The sequence below is a fragment of the Mesobacillus foraminis genome (genome assembly GCF_004340465.1).
Taxonomy (GTDB): domain Bacteria; phylum Bacillota; class Bacilli; order Bacillales; family Cytobacillaceae; genus Mesobacillus_B; species Mesobacillus_B foraminis.
Window position 1 is genome coordinate 177,432 of the sequence record NZ_SLVV01000002.1, and the last position, 20,713, is coordinate 198,144.

The 20,713-nt window shown below is 42.4% G+C and carries 16 protein-coding genes; 9 read left to right on the forward strand and 7 right to left on the reverse strand.

The genetic code is table 11. The features are described 5' to 3' along the window. Positions 1-47: 47 nt before the first annotated feature. From EV146_RS03330 to EV146_RS03345, 4 genes are all read right to left on the reverse strand, one after another. Positions 48-1,910, reverse strand: a complete 1,863-nt coding sequence (locus EV146_RS03330) for a DUF2264 domain-containing protein (protein ID WP_132001841.1) — start codon at positions 1,908-1,910, stop codon at positions 48-50. Positions 1,911-1,997: 87 nt separating this feature from the next. Then, the gene (locus tag EV146_RS03335; RefSeq protein WP_132001844.1) at positions 1,998-3,125 is read right to left on the reverse strand and encodes a glycoside hydrolase family 88 protein; all 1,128 of its coding nucleotides are present in this window, start codon (positions 3,123-3,125) and stop codon (positions 1,998-2,000) included. Between the two features lie 13 nt (positions 3,126-3,138). After that, a complete protein-coding gene (locus EV146_RS03340) occupies positions 3,139-4,968 on the reverse strand; it encodes a heparinase II/III family protein (protein WP_132001847.1) in 1,830 nt (609 codons plus the stop codon). A 712-nt stretch (positions 4,969-5,680) separates the two neighbouring features. Continuing rightward, positions 5,681-8,824 carry a family 43 glycosylhydrolase gene (locus EV146_RS03345; RefSeq protein WP_158286984.1) on the reverse strand — a complete coding sequence of 1,048 codons (3,144 nt, stop codon included), beginning with the start codon at positions 8,822-8,824 and terminating at the stop codon, positions 5,681-5,683. A 432-nt stretch (positions 8,825-9,256) separates the two neighbouring features. Between EV146_RS03345 and EV146_RS03350 the strand changes: the two genes are divergently transcribed. Then, on the forward strand, positions 9,257-9,454 hold the full coding sequence (locus EV146_RS03350) for an H-type small acid-soluble spore protein (protein ID WP_132001853.1): 198 nt from the start codon (positions 9,257-9,259) through the stop codon (positions 9,452-9,454). A gap of 67 nt (positions 9,455-9,521) precedes the next feature. Here the strand turns inward: EV146_RS03350 and EV146_RS03355 are convergent, their stop codons facing one another. Further along, positions 9,522-10,067 carry a DinB family protein gene (locus tag EV146_RS03355; RefSeq protein ID WP_241993791.1) on the reverse strand — a complete coding sequence of 182 codons (546 nt, stop codon included), beginning with the start codon at positions 10,065-10,067 and terminating at the stop codon, positions 9,522-9,524. 149 nt (positions 10,068-10,216) lie between these two features. On the opposite strand from EV146_RS03355, the gene EV146_RS03360 reads away from it, so the two are divergent. Both EV146_RS03360 and EV146_RS03365 read left to right on the forward strand, forming a co-directional pair. Further along, on the forward strand, positions 10,217-10,909 hold the full coding sequence (locus tag EV146_RS03360) for a DUF421 domain-containing protein (protein ID WP_132001856.1): 693 nt from the start codon (positions 10,217-10,219) through the stop codon (positions 10,907-10,909). Positions 10,910-11,165: 256 nt separating this feature from the next. Continuing rightward, on the forward strand, positions 11,166-12,512 hold the full coding sequence (locus EV146_RS03365; RefSeq protein ID WP_132001859.1) for an FAD-dependent oxidoreductase: 1,347 nt from the start codon (positions 11,166-11,168) through the stop codon (positions 12,510-12,512). A gap of 63 nt (positions 12,513-12,575) precedes the next feature. On the opposite strand, the gene EV146_RS03370 is transcribed toward EV146_RS03365, so the two are convergent. After that, positions 12,576-12,953, reverse strand: a complete 378-nt coding sequence (locus EV146_RS03370) for a PH domain-containing protein (protein ID WP_132001862.1) — start codon at positions 12,951-12,953, stop codon at positions 12,576-12,578. Positions 12,954-13,118: 165 nt separating this feature from the next. On the opposite strand from EV146_RS03370, the gene EV146_RS03375 reads away from it, so the two are divergent. Further along, positions 13,119-13,469, forward strand: a complete 351-nt coding sequence (locus EV146_RS03375) for an ASCH domain-containing protein (protein ID WP_132001865.1) — start codon at positions 13,119-13,121, stop codon at positions 13,467-13,469. Between the two features lie 11 nt (positions 13,470-13,480). After that, a complete protein-coding gene (locus tag EV146_RS03380) occupies positions 13,481-13,924 on the forward strand; it encodes a hypothetical protein (protein WP_132001868.1) in 444 nt (147 codons plus the stop codon). Positions 13,925-13,964: 40 nt separating this feature from the next. On the opposite strand, the gene EV146_RS03385 is transcribed toward EV146_RS03380, so the two are convergent. Continuing rightward, positions 13,965-14,927, reverse strand: coding sequence for a M20/M25/M40 family metallo-hydrolase (locus tag EV146_RS03385; protein ID WP_132001871.1), 963 nt, complete (start codon positions 14,925-14,927; stop codon positions 13,965-13,967). Between the two features lie 158 nt (positions 14,928-15,085). Here EV146_RS03385 and EV146_RS03390 point away from each other — a divergent pair, with 158 nt between their 5' ends. From EV146_RS03390 to EV146_RS03405, 4 genes are all read left to right on the forward strand, one after another. Continuing rightward, entirely contained in the window at positions 15,086-15,496 is a 411-nt protein-coding gene (locus EV146_RS03390; RefSeq protein ID WP_132001874.1) for a GNAT family N-acetyltransferase, read from the forward strand. Between the two features lie 515 nt (positions 15,497-16,011). Continuing rightward, the gene (locus EV146_RS03395) at positions 16,012-16,599 is read left to right on the forward strand and encodes a hypothetical protein (protein WP_132001877.1); all 588 of its coding nucleotides are present in this window, start codon (positions 16,012-16,014) and stop codon (positions 16,597-16,599) included. Positions 16,600-17,698: 1,099 nt separating this feature from the next. Next, entirely contained in the window at positions 17,699-19,183 is a 1,485-nt protein-coding gene (locus EV146_RS03400; protein ID WP_132001880.1) for a potassium/proton antiporter, read from the forward strand. 327 nt (positions 19,184-19,510) lie between these two features. Then, positions 19,511-20,695, forward strand: a complete 1,185-nt coding sequence (locus EV146_RS03405) for a rhamnogalacturonan acetylesterase (protein ID WP_132001883.1) — start codon at positions 19,511-19,513, stop codon at positions 20,693-20,695. Positions 20,696-20,713 lie beyond the last annotated feature (18 nt).

Consider the following 20,713-nt stretch of genomic DNA (forward strand, 5'->3'; position numbering starts at 1 on the left):
TTCCCCGGGCCTCCTTATAAACATTCACCTTCATAAAACGGAAAAACTTATAGTGTGAAGGCGCTGTTTTGAATCACCGTTCCATCAAACCCACCGCCAATAATCATGATTTCTCCATCTTTTATTTCTGCCACTGGCGGTTCCTCCCATAGAGATGCATCGCCGCCTGGTTCTCCAAAAAATGCATTAATAAAGAGATGCCTTCCTGGGTTTAGACTTGCTTTTACGGTCGGAATCACCGTCCTGGCATGCATGATATTTGTATTCGCATTTGGAAAGATTAGCTCTGCACCTTCTCCCCCATAAAGGTTTTTGATTCCGCTTGCTCCCCATGGGAAGGTTGCGAGCGAGGCATGCGCTTCCCGAATCGTTTTCGCTTTAGCTTCTTTCCCCTCCTCCATTTCAAGGCCAAGGGCAAAGCTGCCATCCGCACAATCCAAAAAACGTGCCGTATCAATGCTGTGAATTCTTATATGCCACGGAGCTCCTGCAATAAGCCATGTTTTGATTTCAACGTCCCGCCACGGCTTCCAGCAAGTATAAACAACGCGCTCATCCACTTTAAAATCTTCACAGGTTCTTTTTCCACGATATAAATTATCTCCCTCGCTTACAGCCAGCATGGAGTCAAACGCCCCCTGAGACAGGCCCCAATCCGCTTTTGGGACACTGAAGCCGAAAAAGCTGGAGTAAACAAACTTTTCATATTTCGCAGCTGTATGTGAATGCTCATTGGTATGTCTGTATCCTGCATTAAAAGCAAGAAGATGGTTCTTCTCTTCCTGCCTGCAAAAGATAAACCTTGGAGATTTTTGTACAGTCCTTTCTTTCAGTGGCGGGAGCGGCATTTCTTCTGCCCTCCAAAACGGGTGGGACTCAGGAAACATCACCGGGAGGAACGCTTTTAGGCCCCAATAAGGCGATCCAGGCGCATTGTAATTTTCAGCCATAATCAGATTGGGATAGCTGTAGCCAATGGTCAGCAGCCCATTGTGATCAAAGATTGGCTGCTTCAGCCACCAGCGCAGATTCCGGAGAATCAGTCCCTTCACAACTCCTAACGGAAAGGCTTCTGCATCCGCATATGCCAGTGCACTCCAGAATGCAGACTGTGCAAACCGGTAGGCAAGACTCCTGCCGTATGGCAAGGCTGAACCGTCGCCTGCGAACCAATAAATAAAATCCTTGGCAAAGCTTATTGCGCGTTTTTTATAAAGCCGGGCCCTTACAGGGTCTTCATGTTCCATCCATTTAGCATAGATAAGGCTGTAAAAATGGATAGCAAATGGTCCATAATAGTCACAATGGGCATCAATTCCATCCTCATACCAGCCATTGCCCAGGTGGAATTGATCAATCCTGTCAAGGTTTTCAGTCACTTTCTGCTGATCATATGGCTCCCCTACTCTTTTTAAACCGAGATTGACGAGAACGGGGAAAAACAGCCAATTGCAATCATGGACCTTACACCTATTAATCTGGTTCAGCCACGATGCAAAGTTTTGCTTCTCCCTTTCTGTCAGAGGATCCCAGATTATTTCCGGGATCAGAGCCAGCGCAAATCCAAAGGCCGCCATTTCAACTGCCCGCTGGTCATAATCGCTGATTTCTCCCCAATATTCTTCGTGGGAAGGGTTCGTTCCATTTTTAATTCCTTCCAGACACGACTCCCAAAGGTCAGATTTCCCTCCTCCCGCCAGCAGTGGAACAAGGCCCCATAGAACTCTTGAGAATCCTTCCATTTCAGCAATGGATCTCGTATAGCCTGTTCCTGTTTGTCCAATCTTAAGCCTGGCTTTCCCCTTGCTGTAAAAAGGGCCTAAAGCACCGAGAATCTGTTCAAGTGCCCTGCACAGCTCATCACGAGTTTGCAGCTGGGTGGGTTGGATTGGCAACTCGAGGTTCAGCATGAATTTCTTCCTCCTAAACGTTTTTTAACGAAACCTGCGTCTTCACCGCTTGATATAGCAGTGGAAACAGATAAGTATTCCTGTCCTCTACCAGAAAAGCTGGGTATAGCCTTTTAATCTCGCAAGTCCTTCAACAAAGAAGTAATCTCCGTATATGAGGGGGTTATCCGTATATCGCCCTTCCGGAAAATGGCTGGTACCATGGAGGATCAGCCCTTCCTCTTCTTGATTCTCCCAATCTCCGTAATTTTCAAAGAGTGAACGCAGAATCCTTTCACCCGCTTTACGGTAAACAGTAGCCTCCTCAGCTGCTGACTGGTCAGCAAGCAGAAGCAGTCCGCACGCCGCAACCGCCCCAGCTGATGAGTCTCTTGGGGCATCGACCCCCGCAGGCAGACGGAAATCCCAATGGGGAACATAGTCCTCGGGCAGGTGGGAGATGAAAAAGTGTGCCACTCGCTTAGCAGTTTCTTTATAGTTGTTATCTCCAGTATAGTGATAACACAAAGCAAGGCCGTAAATGGCCCACGCAGCCCCGCGGGACCAGGCAGATTCAGGCGCATATCCCTGGCCGCCAACCGCTTCAACGAAGTCTCCCGATTCAGGGTCAAACCTGATAATATGATGAACAGCTCCATCACTCCGGATAAAATGCTGAAGGACTGTCCGGGCATGCCTTTCCGCTACCCCTTTGAATCTTGGATCGCCAGTCTCTTCTGTGGCCCAGAAAAGGAGGGGCAGATTCATTAAACAATCAATAATGGCGATGCCTCGATTATCTTCCCCTTCGGTCCAGGGATTCCAGGCACGAATGAAGTTTCCATTTACATTGAAGCGGCCCATTAGAAGGTTGGCTGCCAGAAGCGCCCTTCGTTTAGAATCTTCTTCTCCTAGAAGCTTATATCGGGCAACACTCGTTAGGGTCCACATAAAACCCATATCATGATCCAATCGATAATAGTCTTTCTGGACAGCATCGAGCTTTTCTTCGCATGCTGCAGCCAATTCCTTCAAATCATTGTCCTTGGTATCCCTATAAGTTAGCCATAATAACCCTGGCCAAAAACCGGCAGTCCACCAATGCGGTTCAGCAAGCTGGTACTCACCGTTTTCGCTTGCATGCGGAAAGTTTGATCCAATTTTTTTACTAGTTCTCCCTACTTTATGCGTTACTTGATTCCATGCGTTTTCTGCCCATTGCTGCTGGTTGGTCATGCTCTTCACCCTTTCAAATAAATTCAAAAACGAATTTCGTCCAAATTTCCTTTCCAGGATTCCTCACTTGAAAATCAAGCGCCATCAATTCTTCGTTCTCGCCAAAATGATTCATGAAGGATAGCCTCTGGGCCTCAAAAATCAGTTGATTCCGATCAAACAGGATCCTCAGCCTTTCCTTCCCCTCGAGGATGATGCCCTCTTCAACCTCTAAAACTGTAAGAATTGGAGTAATCAGCCGTTCGACAATAGAGGATGGGCCTTTTTTAAAAGAATAATAGTCTTCCAGTACAAGTGTTGGCAGACTTTTCTTTGTCCAGGTAAATTTACGGATCAGAGTTTGCAGTTCCTCCAATTCGTAGGCTTTGGCAATGTCAATCTCAAACACTTCGACTTTCCCTTCCTCGGCAGCATTTTTAATGGAAGCCCTGCAGCCTCCCCCTTCCCTTTGGGTCAGTCCATTGATCAATGGAACAGAGTGTCCCTGAGAACCGTTGCATAAAAAGGAATACCTGCGATCCCCAAAATAATCATTATTATATAATCCGCTGCCCAAATCCTTTAAAAATACCCGGCCATTTCCTTGAAGGATGAAGTGGCCGATATCATTGTGGTTATGCGGCTCGTCGTTATGCCCTCCTTTTGCTGCAAATGAAAACTGGCCTTGCTCCGATCGGTGTCTGGAGATAAACCACTGTGAATCCTCGGAAAAGAACGTAGCTGGCTTCCACTCCTTTCCTTCCTTAGCTTCATCAAACCAGATCAAATTCCTGATAGCCGGTGCCCACCTGCTGCAATGGTCCGCAGTATAGCTGGCCCCCAGGGATTTTTCAGGCACTTCAAAATCCGGGTAAACCCTGCTTAAGTAATGGCTTAGTCCCAGGAAAACTTCAGCAGTCGGAACTGCATCCGAAAAGTTAACAACTTGGTTCCCAAAAAGGAAGCTTTTCTGTTCAAAAAAGGCAATTTCCCTCACTTTTGAAGTCTGGAATAAATCCAGGACACCGGCACTTTTTGTTTTTAACAGATCGGCAAAATAAACATAGTATCCAAAACCATACTGCCAATATCCGTAACCTTCAAGGCATATCCCGTCCTCCCTAAAGCCATCAAGATAGAAATCCATTGTCCGGAGAACTTTATTAAGGATCATTGCCAGGGTGTCATCATCATTAACCAGATACATTGCAGCGGCTCCTATTGCCCCCCCGCATACAGCTGCCCAGTTGTGTGTTGCCGTCTCCCATGGAAAGGGTTCCTGTTTTATAAAAGGGTGAAAAATCCTGCGATTGACCTCTTCATAAATGCGCTTACATATTTGGGGGTTAAGGTCACTCTCTAACAGCTTCATAATCTCGCTTAAAGAAAACGCCGTTTCAGCTGCAAATAAATCGATTGTAAATTCCTGGACAGATTGATTTATTAAGCAATTATTGGTTGAAAGTTTCGTCTCTGGACCATTCATGAGATGTGCCGGCAAACACCATGTATATTCGTTGCAAATGGACCAAATCGTGTTTTCCAGCGCCTCCCGGCAAACATCATTATGAGGCTCAAGCAAGAGCATAATGGCAAAAGTGTTTAGCCTGCGCCTTCTTTGAAAGTAAACCTTTTCATATTCCAGCCGGGAACCTGTTTCGCCAAAGATTCGAAAAAGTGTAAAGGAAAGTTCGGGGTCACTTTCTTTTATCAGTCTATTTCCTTCTTCCTTAACTTCATTAAGGATCGGTTCGTAAACAGGGTTCTCAATGATCTTCCTGCGCCAGTCCTTTATTTCCGCTTTATCTTTGAACAATAATAGTGTCCGAGGAGTAATTACACTTTTAATTCCTTCTTTTTGCACGCCCTGTCCTCCTTTAATTCATTTCAAAAGTATTAGGGTTTTCCTCTAACTCCAGAAGGAGCAACCCCTTTAATAACTTGCATCTGGCCAATAAGGAACATATTGTCCAAAGGAAGGATTGCAGAACAGCAAGTAAATAGGAGGGAGTAAAATTAAATCACTTTATGTAATCGCAGCGCCAGCTGAATCTAACAATCTGACCGATGTAAATCAAAAAATCGGTTTATATATCCCCATACTGATATAGTTCTTCTTTGCCATCTATTTTCCCTGCTCTTACTGACCCAATTCTTATATCCAATCCATTGCGGAATGTTTTGGGAGAAGACGCACAGAAATAAAAGGACCGCCACAGCTGATGCATAGTCTACTTAATTGAAAGGCTAAGTTTATTCGCTGCCTTATAGAGAGGCCCGTAACACAGATAAAAAAGTGGAAATAATTCCTTACAATTATCAGAGGAAGGAACAGCGAAGATCATGGTAAAAGGAATATGCTTCTTCGCAACGGTACCGCAGTTTTCAGCACGTCTGAGAGCATCAATATCATCCGTATTCCCCGATTCCCCTCCCGCTCACAAAGAAGTTCATCCCCCTAAAGTCTATCAAAAAAGATACCCTTTCTTTAGAAATTACTTGGCTATTCAAGCATAAAAAAAAACTCTGCCATCCCCGAGTGCGGAAGACAGAGTTTAATATTCATGGCGGGTATTTTACAACTTATCAGTCAGGGAGATTAACAAAGCTGCATTCTCTTCGGTCACAGTTTTTCCACTTTGAGCCCTAAGCTGATTGATGTATGCATTCAATTTCCCTTCCATAGCTTCTTTATTTCCTTTGGAGGCTGAATCCTCAGCACCTTGAAGTTTTACCGAAAGAGATTCTGCTACACTTGCATTGCTGACAAGGGATTGAGTTAATGTTGAAAGACTTTTAAAATCAACAGTGACAGTGAATTCAACTTCCTCCACCGTTGTATGGCCGGCTCGGTCTGTAGCCGCAGCCTTAAATTTATTGACTCCAATTTCAAACTCGTACGCCCTTCCTTCAATCTTTGGACAATCAATTTCTGCGATTCCTGATAAATCATCGGTCGCACTGCAGGAGATGGAAATCTGCTCATCTACTGAATATGCACCCTTATTGCCATGGAAGGTTACAACTGGTGCTGTTGTATCTTCCTCCACGATCATAATCCAGCTGATTTGAGGATCAGGGGAACCGGCAACCCTCCGGACAGTCACATCGAGCTTTCCATCCTTTACCTCAATATTTTTATAGCCAAGGACATCATATGAATTAGTAAATACGTATCCCTTTGTTTTTGGTTCTCCATTTATCAGAATATCAGCTTTTCGGCTTCCTTTTGTTGATGTATACCAGCGATCATGCAATCCAGTATATACCGTGTATTTCCCGTCTTTAAGATTAAATTTATAGGAGAGATCGTCGCCTGAATTAGCTAATAAATATCTCAATGATGAGAAAAGATCCTCGTCCTCTGTTCCTGCTGGTCTTGTACGGTCTCCAACATATCCCCAGGTCTGGCCTTTCTCCGGCTCATACTGCTGGTCAACGATTTCTTTATTTAATAGGGTTTTCTGCATATAGGAGGACCATGTCTTGTAGTCTCTTGTCTCTGCACCGCCCGCATGGACAAAGTATCTTACATGATCTGGGATGACAATGATTTCAGTTCTGATCACCTTGTTGGCCAGCTCCGGCAGAGTCCCTTCAACTACTGCAGATCCAGGTTTGGCAAAATCCTCAGAATTCACTTTCCACTTTACTGGGGTGTCCATTTGTTTGCCTTCCGTGTTTGTCACATTGACAACATTGGGGAGTTCAGGTATCTCATCGACCGCGACTTTTTTTGGCAGTTCGGTGTTTACGGTCACTCTGCCCATCCGGTCCAATAAATCCAGCTTCCACTCATCATACCATTTAAGGATGATTTCATCCTCCTGGCCAAATTCGATTGGCAGCCACACATATCTTGAGTTGGTTAGGTCATCCTTATTCCATCTATCACCCATATATATGAACTTTCCTTTTTTTGCATCAACCGGAATCACATACGTACTTTGTGAGCGGAAAGTCGTTTCAGAACCTGTCCCGACCGACGGGTCTCCCATCGTCTTCCATTCTCCCATCACCGAATCGGCCACCGAATATCTGGCGGGATTTGGATCCCATCCCGTAGCACCCGAGGTGATCATATAATATTTGCCATCGTATTTGAACATTGCAGGTGCTTCTCGATGCTGGCCCGGTATAGCCCTGATAAAATCCTTCCCATACTGGTCACCAGCTATTGCAGTGTAATCCTCATTCAATTTGGAAATATACAAGGAATAATTTTCTTCACTGGAGTAGATGATGTAGGCTGTTCCATCTTCATCCTTAAACAAAGTCATATCCCTTGCCATCCCTGTATTTGGCCCCCAGACTTGTTCCCCTTCCGGCATTTTGTTCAGGCGGTTGCTTTCTAAATATTCAAAAGGACCTGTCGGTGAATCGCTGATAGCGACTCCAGATTTTGCTTTTGCATAGTTGGCATCAGAACCATTATATGGCCCGTCTACATGCAGCCATAGTACATACTTGCCAGTCTTTTCGTTGTAGATGACTTTCGGCCTTTCCAGAATGCCGCGTGCTGTATTGATATCACTGAAAATTACATCTTTTTCTTCGGCAGATCGATTTTTATACAGCTCGATAAAATATGGATTGGTTTCCATATCTTCACGTTTCTCAATTGCCTTCATGACAACTCCTTCGTCTTTCCAGTTGTACAAGTCTTTCGATGAGTAGGCATGAACCCCGGTTGCGGGAAGGTAGCCGTTGGTTTTATCTTCACCGTACCAGTAATACGTCTCCGTTTTTTCGTCAAACATGATGCCCGCGCCGTGAGCCTGAATCACAGCACCATTTGTATCCCGCCATTCTTGTCCTGGTTTAAAGGATTCATTCGGAATATCAAGTGCCAGTCCGCCAAGCGCCGTTTCCAGCTGTTTCATCGAAGCCCTGATATCCTCCTGGACAGCTTTTGTGCCGACATCGAGCTGGCCCTCTTCAATTTTTTGTATTAGCCCTTTTGCTTGTTCTATCGCTTTATTTAAAGGTGCTAAACTGTACTTTGTATAGGTATCCGTCTTATCCGCCTCTGCCATTGCCTTCGAAATCTTTGCTTTTAAATCATCGAGCTGAATCACAACGTATTTCCTGATGATCATATAATTGACTAAAGGATCATTGTGGTTTGATAACCCCGCGGTCGCTGGTCCTTGAATTTTGAGATCCAGCTCACCGTCAGTGACAGATATCTGTTGATAGGTTACCTCTTTTTCCATATTATAGCTTCCAATGTCATAATCGCCGTTGGAAATGTTTTTACCTTCTGAGATAATATTGACACTCCGTCCGCTCCACGGATTCTTGAAGCCTAAAGTAAGATCATATTCCCCATCCGGCAATTCAAATTTATAATATAATGCCTTGTCGCGGGTCTGGGGACCATTATAATATCTTAGCGAACCGAATTTATTACCGGCATCCCGCACACTTGTACTGCTGGTAGTGGTCACAAGACCCCATTTTTTCCCGGTTATGGGATCCGCGCCATACACCTGCTCCGTTTTGCTTGCATATAGGCCCATTTTATCATTGCCTTCTACGCTTTCTGGAGTCGTGTCTCCAGCGTTTACAAAATATAGGATATAATCATTATTTTTCATTTCTGCTTCTCCGCCTTCATTTGGGCTTATTGCTGAAACAGGTTTATAAAAAGTAAACGCAGAAGAGAACAATACTAAAATTGCTAGCAGCAATGATGCTGCCCTTTTATTTTTCATCATAGTGATTCCTCCCTCTTGTACATATGATTTAACGCTTGCTTCCATCACAAAACACGATGTCTTTATGTTCAAAAATGTTTTGGCATTCATTAAAAGAAATTGGACTTCATTTCTGCCGTTTCATCCCTCTTATAGAACAGAAGGTCGTACTCACAGCATTTAGTTACTCTTTATTTAGAAGGGATCACAAGATTATAGCGCTTTCATTACGGAAGCATATTAATTACTGTACTATCAAAAATATACCTTTTATTGCCAGGGCTCAGCAAAGGAAGGCCTTTTTCAATCTGACATGGATTCCTGTTCCAGACTCCCGGGTTGCTTGTTCAATAAGGAAACAATAAATAAAGAATTGGACACCTTAATGGAATTGAACTTTTGCCTGTCATATTGCCCCTTTACTTTGGGAACAGTAAGCGAGAGGTGAAAAAGATGGATCTTATGCGTGTAAAAGAAATACTTTCCTCCGATAAAGAAATCCCCGTCCATTATCACGGTGTTCCGGTCTGGATTGAAAACATTGAGGAAACCTCCAGTATGGCCATGATTTCGGCAAGGGGTACACATGATGAAAGGCGTTTGGTTTCGATTGACGGACTAGTCGAGAACGAGAATGAGGACCCTATGTAGAAGCACTCGGAATAGAGTGCTTTTTGTTTTAGAGCCAGGATTTAGCTTCCTATCATTTAACAACAAATTATTTTTGCAGCTGTGTAACCCTGCAATATTTTTTGATCAGGCGTATTTGTCCACGATGGTTGATTTCATCCTCGAAGACGTGGAACCATTTAAAATAATTGTTTCCCTGCTGATCCATCCAGAAAGGGGTCTTTTCAAATAACCATTGCTCAGGAAGACTACGAAACTTTTGATACGTGACTCCACGTATCTCCTCCAGTTCTTCGATATAAGATTCAAGGGATTTTCCGATGAAAAACTCCCTTCCTTTCTTCCCTAAATCCAAGCCCGGGGAGAGCTCCTCGATTTCTTCCATTGTGGGTTCACGATTTTCAAACGTGAGTATTTGGTAAACCTTTTCGACCGCAGCCATATGGCCAAGGAGCATTCCAATCGAATTGGCCTCGTCATGCATTAGAAAATCCAGTTCTTCAAATGTTACATCCTGAACGGATCTTAATGTTGTGTCCCTGGTATAATTCATCATGGACACCAAATGACTCATAGCCGGAGAAAAACCCTCCTTCTTATCGACCAGAAATAAAGTACTTAAATCAAACTGCATGTTACATCTCCCCTTCTTCACCTGTTCTCCCTTACACATTCGAGGGAAAACATGGAAATCCTTCTCTAATATTTAGAGAGGGATGATAAAAATGGTCCAGCGATAATTTCTCCTTTTTTAGGAATAATAAGAAAAAAGGTGGGATATTTGTGGAATGGTCTGAGCTGTTGATACGTTTGGTTTTATCTTTTGGGGCTTTATTAGTTCTAACGAGGATCATGGGAAAAAAAGAAATCAGCCAAATGACGCTGTTCAACTTTATTTCCGCCATGACCATTGGTACATTGGGCGGTGCATTGGTCATAGACCCAGCATTAAGCCTTCAAAACGGAATTCTCGCATTAGCAGGCTGGTCCTGTTTTACTGTATTAATGGGCGTGATTGATATAAAATTTAAACCCTTGCGCCATCTCATTGAAGGCGACCCCGTTATTGTGATCAAACATGGGAAAATCCTGGAAAATGCCCTCCGCAAGACTCAATTAGATATCGATGCTCTAAGAACCATGCTTCGCGAAAAAGATATCTTCTCTCTTCAGGATGTTGAATATGCCATCTTTGAAGTAGACGGGAAACTTTCTGTGATGAAAAAAGAGGCGAACCCATTTGTAAACGGAAAGATTCCCCCCTTGGTCCGGAAAGCTTTTAATCCCGTCTCAGCAGAAATCGTTTCTGACGGAATTATCAACAGGGAGAACTTAGCAAAACTAAAGCTCGATGAACAATGGCTTTGTGAGCAATTCCAGCTATCAGGCATTAAGAAAGTATCAGATGTGTTTTATGCTGAAATTCAGCAAGATGGTTCCTTATATATTGACTGCAGGAAGGATCTGCTGCACTGAATATACGGAAACCTTTATTTACAATTGGGCAGAAATATTCAAAACCTGATTAAATAAATTCTCTCCTGCACCATTTAAATGATGGAACCTTTATTTATAATCACCAGGATTCTTTCTTCTGCTAATATCGCAAACGTCCCTGGTTATTTATCCAGTTTAAAAACTTAAGAAACTCAGGACTAAACAACCAGGTATATTTTACTATATAATAGACTAATATATTCTACCTACATAAATAAAAGCGAGGGCTCGATCATTGTCTAAAACGGTAACAAAAAATAAGGCCATCATCATAGGAGGCAGCATAGCAGGTAAATTGGCTGCGAGAGTACTCTCGGATTTTGCTGAGGAAGTAATTATTGTTGAAAAGGACCCGAAATGTGAGCAAAGGCTTCCGCGGACAAGTGTCCCGCAGGGATTTCATGGCCATGCCCTCTTAAAAAGCGGAGAAGAAGCCTTGGAGGAGCTTTTCCCCGGCATCGTGGATGAACTCATAGCTGACGGTGCGGTTCCCTCCGATTTTGCAAGCGAGTTATCGTGGTACCATCACGGAAGCTGGAAAGTCCAGTTCAAATCTGGTGTTTCAATCATACAGCAAAGCCGCCCATTTCTTGAGGAGCACATCCAGCGAAGGCTGGAACTAATTCCTAATATCTTCTTCCAGTATGAAACCAAGGTAAAAGGGGTGGTAGTGAAGGAAAATCGGGCGATTGGAGTAACACTTACTACAAAGAACGGGAACATATCTGACCTTTTTGCTGACATTGTCGTAGATGCTTCCGGAGCTGGTTCAGCCACTCCAAGATGGTTGAAGGAACTGGGCCTTGGAGTTCCTCCTAAAACAGAAGTAAAGGTTGACCTATTTTATTCAAGCAGAAAATACTGCTCTTTATCACCCAAAAATGGCGGCAGTCTGCTCATTTATCCCAATCCTCCCATCCAGAATCTCGGCGGGGCTATTTCAAAGATTGAAAATAATGAGTGGATGGTCACCCTGTTGGGATACGGTGTCAAACACCCTCCTTTTAATGATGAACAATTTATCAATTATACGAAACAACTTGATGATCAGGGCATATTTGAAACAATCAAAGATGCGGATCCTGTGACGCCTGTCAGTTTCTACCGATTCCCGTCACTCTCAAGATATCATTACGAGAATATGAAGCACTTTCCTGATGGCCTGATTGTGATTGGGGATGCCTTTTCACGGATTAATCCAGTGTTTGCCCAGGGAATGAGCATCGCCGCGCTGGAGGCCCTTGCCTTGAAGAAAGAACTGAGTAAACGGGAGGGAAATCCAGGGAACCCGAAGCATCTATCTAAAAAGATTCATAGACGGTTCAGCAGGATAACCGATATTCCATGGCTGATTGCACTGTCAGAAGATTTTCGTTTCAAAACGACTTCAGGAAAAAAACCTTTTGGATTGCCCTTCCTTCAATGGTATGTAAAAAAGGTTGTAAAAGCCTGTTCTCGTAACACTGAGGTATATGGGCAATTTATACACGTGCTTCACTTAAAGGCACATCCAATCACCCTTTTTAGTCCAAAGATGATGCTGAAAATTTTCGCTTCTGTCAAAAAAAGCAATTATATATAAGAACAGAAATTAGAGAGGCCTGTCCATTAAATGGTATGGCCTCTTATGCCTTCTCTACCTATGTTATTTTGCTACATATAGAGCAAGTGCTTTTTGAACATCATAAATACTTTTGTCTTTCTTGAATTGCTTTTGAATCGGCTGCTGCATGCTTGAAATCCAGATTTTCAGTTCGGCATCCAGATCAAAGGTTCCCGCTGTTTCTACACTGAAATGAGTAATGCTTCGGTAAGGAATAGAATGATATTCCACCTTTTTGCCTGTCATCCCCTGTTTATCAATTAGTATTAGCCGTCTATTTGTAAAAACGATCATATCCCTAATTAATTTGTACGCTTTTTCTACCTTTTCCCCCTCTGTAACAATCACTTCCAGTTCTTTTTCCACTTCCTGTACATCTACCTGACTGACATTGCCCATAAGTCCATCAAGAAATCCCATTATTATCTCTCCATTTAACATTTATTTTATATTGTATTATTATTCTTCCCGGCGAAGCCGTTATCCTTTCACAAGTGCCTCAAAAAACGGGACAATTGCTTGCTTACCCTTTTTTATCATATATGGTACATTAAGAAAGAATCTATGAATAAGGGGACTTTATTTATGACCAATCAGGAAAAACATAATGAACTGCCGCCAAAAACGTGTACGATTGACAGGCTTGTCACCATGCCTTCAGATGTGCAAAAAGTAATCGACGGCAAGAAGACCGCTACCCGCAGAAATGGCCGATATGCAGACGTTGGAGAAATTATGGAGCTTAAAGGGAAAAGATTTATTGTAGACCGGGTCTATTCCCAGTCCCTTGGCGAATTAACAGATGAACACGCCGTTCAGGAGGGCTTTAGCAATGTTGAGGAGTATAAACAATCCATTCTCTCCTACCACCCTGGAATGCCATGGCTCCCGCAAATGAGAGTTTGGGTACATGAGTTCAGTCCTGTGCAAGACTAACTGCCTCGTTAATGGACTTCTTGTATCAAGCACTCATTTATATTCATGTACTTAGCGTCATCGCTTCCATCGGGCCCTTTTTCATCCTTTTCCCGCTGATAAAAAAACTGCCTGAGGCGGAAGGGCAGCTTTTGGAATCCTATCTGGAAACCTTCAGATTTGTTGTCACTCTAACGAAACATGCTGGGCATGTTTTAGTTGGATCCGGCATCCTTCTGGTAGTGACTGGACCATGGACTTGGGTGACGCCATGGATTGTCATGACTCTTGTCATCATGTTTGGATCATTATTTTTTTTAGCAAGGGCATTTTCCCCGCTTCTTCGCCAGTTCCTGGAGGGGAACCAGGATAAACCTGCACTCGCGTCCAAGCTTCACTATGCTTTATGGAAATACCTCGTGCTGCTGGCATTGATGCTTTGGTTTATGGTAGCCAAACCAGCTTTGTGGTGGTAAAGAAAAACCTTGTCACATGACAAGGTTTTTTTAATAATAATTATTTTGCTTCTTTTTTAATCTCAGTCAGGAGTTCGGTCAGGATATTGGTGAATTGATTGAGATGCTCTTTTGTCCTTCCTGGAAATTCTCTTTCCAGAAAATCAAGATTATCATTTTGAGTATGCCAGATTCCGCCATGCTTTACGGTTTGATCGTAGCCATCCATGGCGCCAATCTCCCAATTAGTTGCTTCCAGGTAGGCAATGGTGATACCGAGATTTTCAAATGGGGCATGGTCACTCCAGTCCCCTGTAGTTCCTGCCGGAAATTCAGGGTTTAACCCAGGATTTGTCTGAAGAGGGATTTTCCTCTTTTCGGCAATATCCAAGGCAAGATCACGAATCCACCCAGCTTCCCCTGAACCGCCATATACATAAATCTGATCACCTGCAAGCAAACTGTCTAAATTAATCATGCCAATTGTTTGGTCAACTTCCTGCTTCGACATATTTTTTGCATAAAAAGTTGATCCCTGTAACCCCTCTTCCTCTGCTCCAAAGAATATAAATTTTATATCGTAAGGAAGACTTCGTTTTTCAAGAGCTTTTGCCGTCTCGAGAATCACTCCAACACTCGAAGCATTGTCATCTGCCCCTTTTCCTGTACTTACTGAATCATAATGAGCACCAACAATAATCTGCTTTTCTGTTTTTGGGGAATCCTTCACCCCAATGATGTTGGCCGAGTTTTTTTCTGCTCCTCTTCTCGTGTAGTTAAATGGTTGGATTTCAGTTGTTACATCAATGTTACTTAATTCCTTCTTTATGTACTCCCTTGCCTTCTTTTCATTGTCTGACCCAGCTACGCGCGGACCAATTTCTTCTGTCAATTCTACAATATGCTGATACGCCAGATCCCCGGCAAATTTTTTGGGCGCAGCCTCAGCATGGCCCGCACTGAAAAAAGCTGTAATGGTGAAGGCTCCCGCCAGGAAAGCTTTCCCTGCCACCTTGAGCATCATAATCCCCCGCTTCCTATATTATTCTGCAAAACTATGTATTAGCGCTGATAAATAACATTCTCCTAAAATCACAAAATTCCTTTAATTTTTTATAAAAAATATTATCAATCCTCATTCTCTATGGTAAGATTATTTTATTTTACTAAAGGAGGAAATTTATGGAACAATCAACGCATGTAACCTATAAACTGAATGCGGCAGTGAGCCCAAGAGAACTGGCTGATTTATTTAAGTCCTCTGGAATCAAGAGGCCTTCTGATGACCTGGATCGTCTTGAAAAAATGATACAGCACTCTGATCTTATTTCCACAGCGTGGGACAATGAAAAGCTGATTGGGATTGCCAGGGCGATAACCGACTACAGTTATTGCTGTTATTTATCAGACCTGGCTGTTAACAAGGATTATCAAAAGTCTGGGATTGGCAGAAACCTTGTCCAAATCCTTCAAAACGAACTTGGGGATGAAGTAGCTTTAATACTTTTGGCTTCCCCGATAGCGATGGAATATTACCCTCGAATTGGTTTTGAAAAAATCGAGAATGGGTTCAAGATAGCCAGGAAACGCTAATGTTCAAGTTACTCTTTTATTAAAATAAGATGCAGGACCGTTTAATAAGGCCCTGCATTTGTCTTTAACAGTTATCTATTTTCAATGAGTCCCTTCTGTCTTTTACAATCCTAAGCTTCTATTATTCACTAATGATTCCTTTTATGTCGCTTCACTTTTCCCGGCAATTTTTACAAACCTTCAGTACCTCCTTATCTTCGGTTTTATAGGAATATAATAATTTAATCCTTTTCCTCCCACATAAAGGACAAACTCCCCGTCCTTTCGAAGGTAAATGGTACAACGTTTTCCCACGATTCCTTTTTGCCACTTTCACGCATCCCCTAACTATAGTCTCTTCCCTCTATTAAATGTCGAACAAAGCAAAAAATTGTTGGGTTGAATCCCCATTTTAAAGCGCTCTCATGTAACTTCTTCGCTTCCACTAAGCGAGACGGCCTCTTTTCAAGGCATTCATGGTTTATAGGGATTTTGGGAATGGTAATAGTAACAAATCTAGATAAGGAGGATAAAAAATGAAATTACGGCCGTTTCTCCCTATCAGTGCAGCAATGATGTTTGCATTGACCGCCTGTAATGCCGATGAAGAAAAGATCAAAATCCAGGAGGATGTAACCAATCCCTCAAGGGAAGAAGTCAGGTACCATACTCAAAATGAAGCAAAAGAAGCTGAACTTCTAAATAATGAAGTAGGATTAGGAGATATACGGGAGCATTTCGACAGAGCCTATGGAAAGAATAACGGTGATGAGGAAATCGCGAAGTATCAGGGGAATTTCATGTTAGTGACCTATGAAATGCATCGTGCAGTCAATATTCAATATCAATTTGGATCCTACCCAAAAGGAGAAATGTCTGACGAGGAGATTCGTAAGTATATCCAGGAACGTATACCCAAAGATTCTATCGAAATGAGAAAATACACTGATAAGCAAAATTCAGACCAGGAACTCTTTGAGTATAAGAGCGAATCTTTAGGAAAAGCTCTCAGCAGACAGAGTTTTCGCGGAGACGAGCCCGGAACTTTCACAGTAGTATTAAGCAAGAATGAAACGGGTGATGTCACTGCTATATTAAGCCTTGGGAAAGGAAACAAAGGGTAGGTTGGGGGATAACAGTCCTCCAATCTTCCTGCATGAAAGACAAAATCGCGATGCTTTCAGCTAAAGACAAAATTATTAGTGCTGAGTCTTCGAGTTCAGGAAAGGCTCATTTTTGGGTACTCATACGATATTACAGCATGAATTTAACTTGATTAATGAAAATCAAATTCATATGCCTTTCTCCCTTTCTTCTTTCCGAAGATTAACAGTCATGCTGTGGGGTCAAACTGGTTATTGCACAGTATGCCTGACTCGATTCATTTCCTGAGCTTATTCTTAGTAATTGGCCTTATTGGTTTTATGATCTCTTTTTCACAATCGTGGTTAAAACGAACTTAGTTTTCATTCGCTTGTTGATGTGTCTTTTTTATCTAATTTCAACGCGTTTGGTTTTCATTGACTTTATGAAGACTTTTTCCTCTAAGGACTCAGCTACTTTTGTTTCTATCCTCTTGTTGATGTTCTATTCGTCGAGAGCAGTGCAGCAATTTTGACCAACATTATTATTAAAACCCTATCCTCCAACATGCAAAAACGAAGGGATTTCAGACTCTTTGTTCCTCTGGTCAGCATTAAAGATTGTTTTTCTTTAATACATATAGATTTTTGTAATAAAACTCACTATTTTTCAATGATTTGTTCTTGAACGAACAGGCCCTTCCCATTTATAGATAGATTGTTGTAAGTTATCGATTGATTTTGGACATTATTGCATCGTTTGTATTTTTTTATGCATCGATTCTTCTTGTTTATTAAAAAACCAGTGTCCAGCCAGTGACAACGCGCAAAAAGAACAAGCTATCCTGTTAATTTCCATTGATCAGAGCTGCTATTCAACCAACGAAGCTAAGACGCCTACTTCTGTGCCGTCATGAGAGCACCTTCTTACCAGCATCAATTGACTAATTCCAAAGGATCGCTCCTCATATAGATTCCCAGTTAATCGACATTCTCTGGCAAACTGCCTGGATACCTGACAACGGGTTTTATAGAAAAAATGCATTCCGCTTCAATGTTACATAAATATATGATATAATTAATTTTAGTTACATTAGATACTTAATAAGCAAATATCATTTATAACAGGGGGGCGATAAAATTGATTGAAGAAATTTTTACAACGGATAGCCTGGTACTGCTATCGGGTATCCTTTTTATCGTTGGTGTACTGACCACGAAATTTTCCTCGCGCATAGGCTTGCCTTCATTAATACTCTTTATGATTGTTGGAATGCTGATGGGGAGTTTTGTTTATTTTGACAATGCACATCTTGCACAAATGATTGGAGTCTTTGCCCTCGTTATTATCCTGTTTGAAGGCGGATTGCAAACAAAATGGTCCACTCTCCGTCCAGTCATTCTCCCTTCTTTATCTCTTGCAACAAGTGGTGTGTTAATCACCTCGGGAATTGTTGCAATCGCAGCTAAACTCATTCTGGGCTTTGGCTGGCTTGAAGCCGTCCTGTTTGGGGCCATTGTCGGTTCAACTGATGCTGCTGCCGTTTTTGCAGTTTTAAAAGGTCAAAATATAAAACCAAAAATAGGTGCAACACTTGAGGCAGAGTCTGGTTCCAATGATCCTATGGCTGTGTTTCTCACAGTTGCAATGATTGAGCTGATCACCCTTCCAGATGCCAGTATCTTTTCGTTAATTGGGTCTTTCTTTGTTCAAATGGTAGTTGGTGTAATCCTGGGCCTGATTTTCGGCAAGCTGGCAGTATGGGGATTGAACTCGATTAATCTTGATTCAAGCGGACTATATCCAGTATTCGCTACAGCCTTTGCCCTGCTCACCTACGGCATGACCGCATTCTTGAACGGTAGCGGCCTGCTCGCTGTATATATCTCTGCTATAATCATCGGCAACGCAGACATCGCTTACCGCCACTCTATCTTCCGTTTTTCTGAAGGATTTGCATGGATGATGCAAATCACCATGTTTGTGATTCTCGGTTTATTGGCATTTCCTTCAGAACTTTTTGCTTTCGATATTATTATAAAAGGACTGCTGATGTCCTTTATCTTAATGTTAGTCGCAAGGCCGCTGGCAGTTTTCACTTCCACTTTCAAGATGAATTACAACATAAAAGAACTGGTATTCATTTCTTGGGCAGGACTTAAAGGAGCTGTTCCAATTGTTCTTGCTACTTTCCCGCTTCTGGCAAATATTCAGGGAAGCCACCAGATGTTCAATATTGTCTTTTTCGTAGTGCTCACGAGCTGTTTGGTTCAAGGTTCCTCAATAACCTGGCTGGCAGAAAAATTAAATTTAACCGGTCCAAAAGTGTCAGAACCTACTCATTCTCTTGAATTGGTTTCTCTTGGAAAGGCTGATGCGGAGATGATTGAATATAGAATGGAAGACGATGCCGAGATTGTTGGAATGACTCTTCTGGACATTCCATTTCCAACTGGCTCGCTTGTCAATGCTATTATCCGGGACGATCAGCTAATCCCTCCCACTGCTACTACCATCATCAAGGGCGGTGACTTTCTCTACATTCTTTCCTCAAGAAAGCATAAAAAAGAAATCGTTCAGCTCCTTCAAAAGAAGAGTAAGAATGATACAGAACAAGTTGGATAGAAACCTCGCCGGCAATCTTTTTGATTGTCGGCCTTTTCCTGATTAAAGATATATTGAATAGTGTCTGTAAAATTAGGCAGAACTCCCCTTCCTATTCAATTCCCTGGCCGCAATTCATAGACAAAGCATAAAATCACTGTTTTTTGAACAAGGAAGTCTGTTTTGTCTAATTCTTAATTTTCTGTCAATGGTTAGAATAGTTATGTAAGTGCTTACAAAAAATGGTGGGGATCCACACTATTCAAAGAAAGAAGCTCCATCCAAAATTACTCTTTGGGGCATATGGAGCTGAATACTTTGGAGGACAATTCGTTAAGGAGGAAAAAGATGAAAAAAAAGATCTTATCAAAAGCAATAGGCGTGCTGTTGTTTGTTATGGTGCTAATGACTGGACTAGCTGGCAGCCCTGCACATGCTGAACCTAGTAATTACAAATTTGATTTTGGGAATGGTGATGTTGAACAGGGATATATTGGAGTCAGCGCAGGGGACAAATACAATAAGAAAACACGTTATGGTTTCAATACTCCAGAAAACATGGCTGATGTTCCCGCTTCAGGTGAAGGGGAAGCGAGTGACGCCGTCCAATTTTTGAAATTTGGCACGAAGAGTGATAATACTTTTAATGTGGATCTTCCAGAGGGACTTTATGAAGTAAAAGTGACGCTGGGAAATACAGCCAGAGCCAGCATCGCGGCTGAGGGAGTCTATCAGGTTATGAATATGACAGGCAACGGTGCCACAGATACTTTTCAAATTCCCGTAACCGACGGACAATTAAACTTGCTCGTTACAGAAGGGAAAGTTGGGACTAATTTTACATTAAGTGCACTGGAAATCAATAAACTATCCCGTCATCCTGAAACCAATAGAACGATTTACATCGGCGGCGACTCAACCGTCTGCAACTATTATCCTCTTGACTCAAGTGTCCAGACAGGCTGGGGCCAGCTCCTTCCGGAATTTGTGGATACTGAAGAATTTCAGGTGAGGAATATGGCTACCGGCGGCCAGTTTGCCAGAGGCTTCAGGGATGACGGCCAGCTTGAAGCAATCTTGAAATATATTAAACCTGGTGATTACTTCATCCTGCAATTTGGAATAAATGACACTGCCGCGAAGAATAATACAACAGAGGAACAATTTAAGGAAATAATGAGAGATATGGTTCATCAAGTAGAAGCTAAGGGAGCCACCGTAATCTTATCAACACCACAAGGCAAAGCAATGGACTTCAACGAAGAAGGAATACATACTTCTGTGAACAGATGGTACCGTCATTCCATTATTGCAGTTGCTAAGGAAGAGAATGTTCCTTTGGTGGACCTTAATCTATTAAGTTCGGCTTATTTCACCTCCATTGGCCAGGAAGCAACCATTCAGCATTATATGCCGGATACTCTGCATTTAAACCGCAAAGGTGGCACTGAACTGGCCCGAATTGTGGCCGAAGAGCTAGAAAGACAAGGCTTTGACGGTTTTGTAGAGGAAGAAGAAAAAGATGTGGATTAAATATATATAAAGATAAAG

Bases quoted from the DNA above. Each gene is read 5' to 3' on its own strand.
- EV146_RS03390 (WP_132001874.1), top strand. From the start codon at position 15,086: ATGGAACAATCAACGCATGTAACCTATAAACTGAATGCGGCAGTGAGC.
- EV146_RS03345 (WP_158286984.1), bottom strand. From the start codon at position 8,824: ATGATGAAAAATAAAAGGGCAGCATCATTGCTGCTAGCAATTTTAGTA.
- EV146_RS03405 (WP_132001883.1), top strand. From the start codon at position 19,511: ATGAAAAAAAAGATCTTATCAAAAGCAATAGGCGTGCTGTTGTTTGTT.
- EV146_RS03380 (WP_132001868.1), top strand. From the start codon at position 13,481: ATGGACTTCTTGTATCAAGCACTCATTTATATTCATGTACTTAGCGTC.
- EV146_RS03335 (WP_132001844.1), bottom strand. From the start codon at position 3,125: ATGACCAACCAGCAGCAATGGGCAGAAAACGCATGGAATCAAGTAACG.
- EV146_RS03395 (WP_132001877.1), top strand. From the start codon at position 16,012: ATGAAATTACGGCCGTTTCTCCCTATCAGTGCAGCAATGATGTTTGCA.
- EV146_RS03370 (WP_132001862.1), bottom strand. From the start codon at position 12,953: ATGGGATTTCTTGATGGACTTATGGGCAATGTCAGTCAGGTAGATGTA.
- EV146_RS03330 (WP_132001841.1), bottom strand. From the start codon at position 1,910: ATGCTGAACCTCGAGTTGCCAATCCAACCCACCCAGCTGCAAACTCGT.
- EV146_RS03355 (WP_241993791.1), bottom strand. From the start codon at position 10,067: ATGCAGTTTGATTTAAGTACTTTATTTCTGGTCGATAAGAAGGAGGGT.
- EV146_RS03385 (WP_132001871.1), bottom strand. From the start codon at position 14,927: ATGATGCTCAAGGTGGCAGGGAAAGCTTTCCTGGCGGGAGCCTTCACC.
- EV146_RS03375 (WP_132001865.1), top strand. From the start codon at position 13,119: ATGACCAATCAGGAAAAACATAATGAACTGCCGCCAAAAACGTGTACG.
- EV146_RS03350 (WP_132001853.1), top strand. From the start codon at position 9,257: ATGGATCTTATGCGTGTAAAAGAAATACTTTCCTCCGATAAAGAAATC.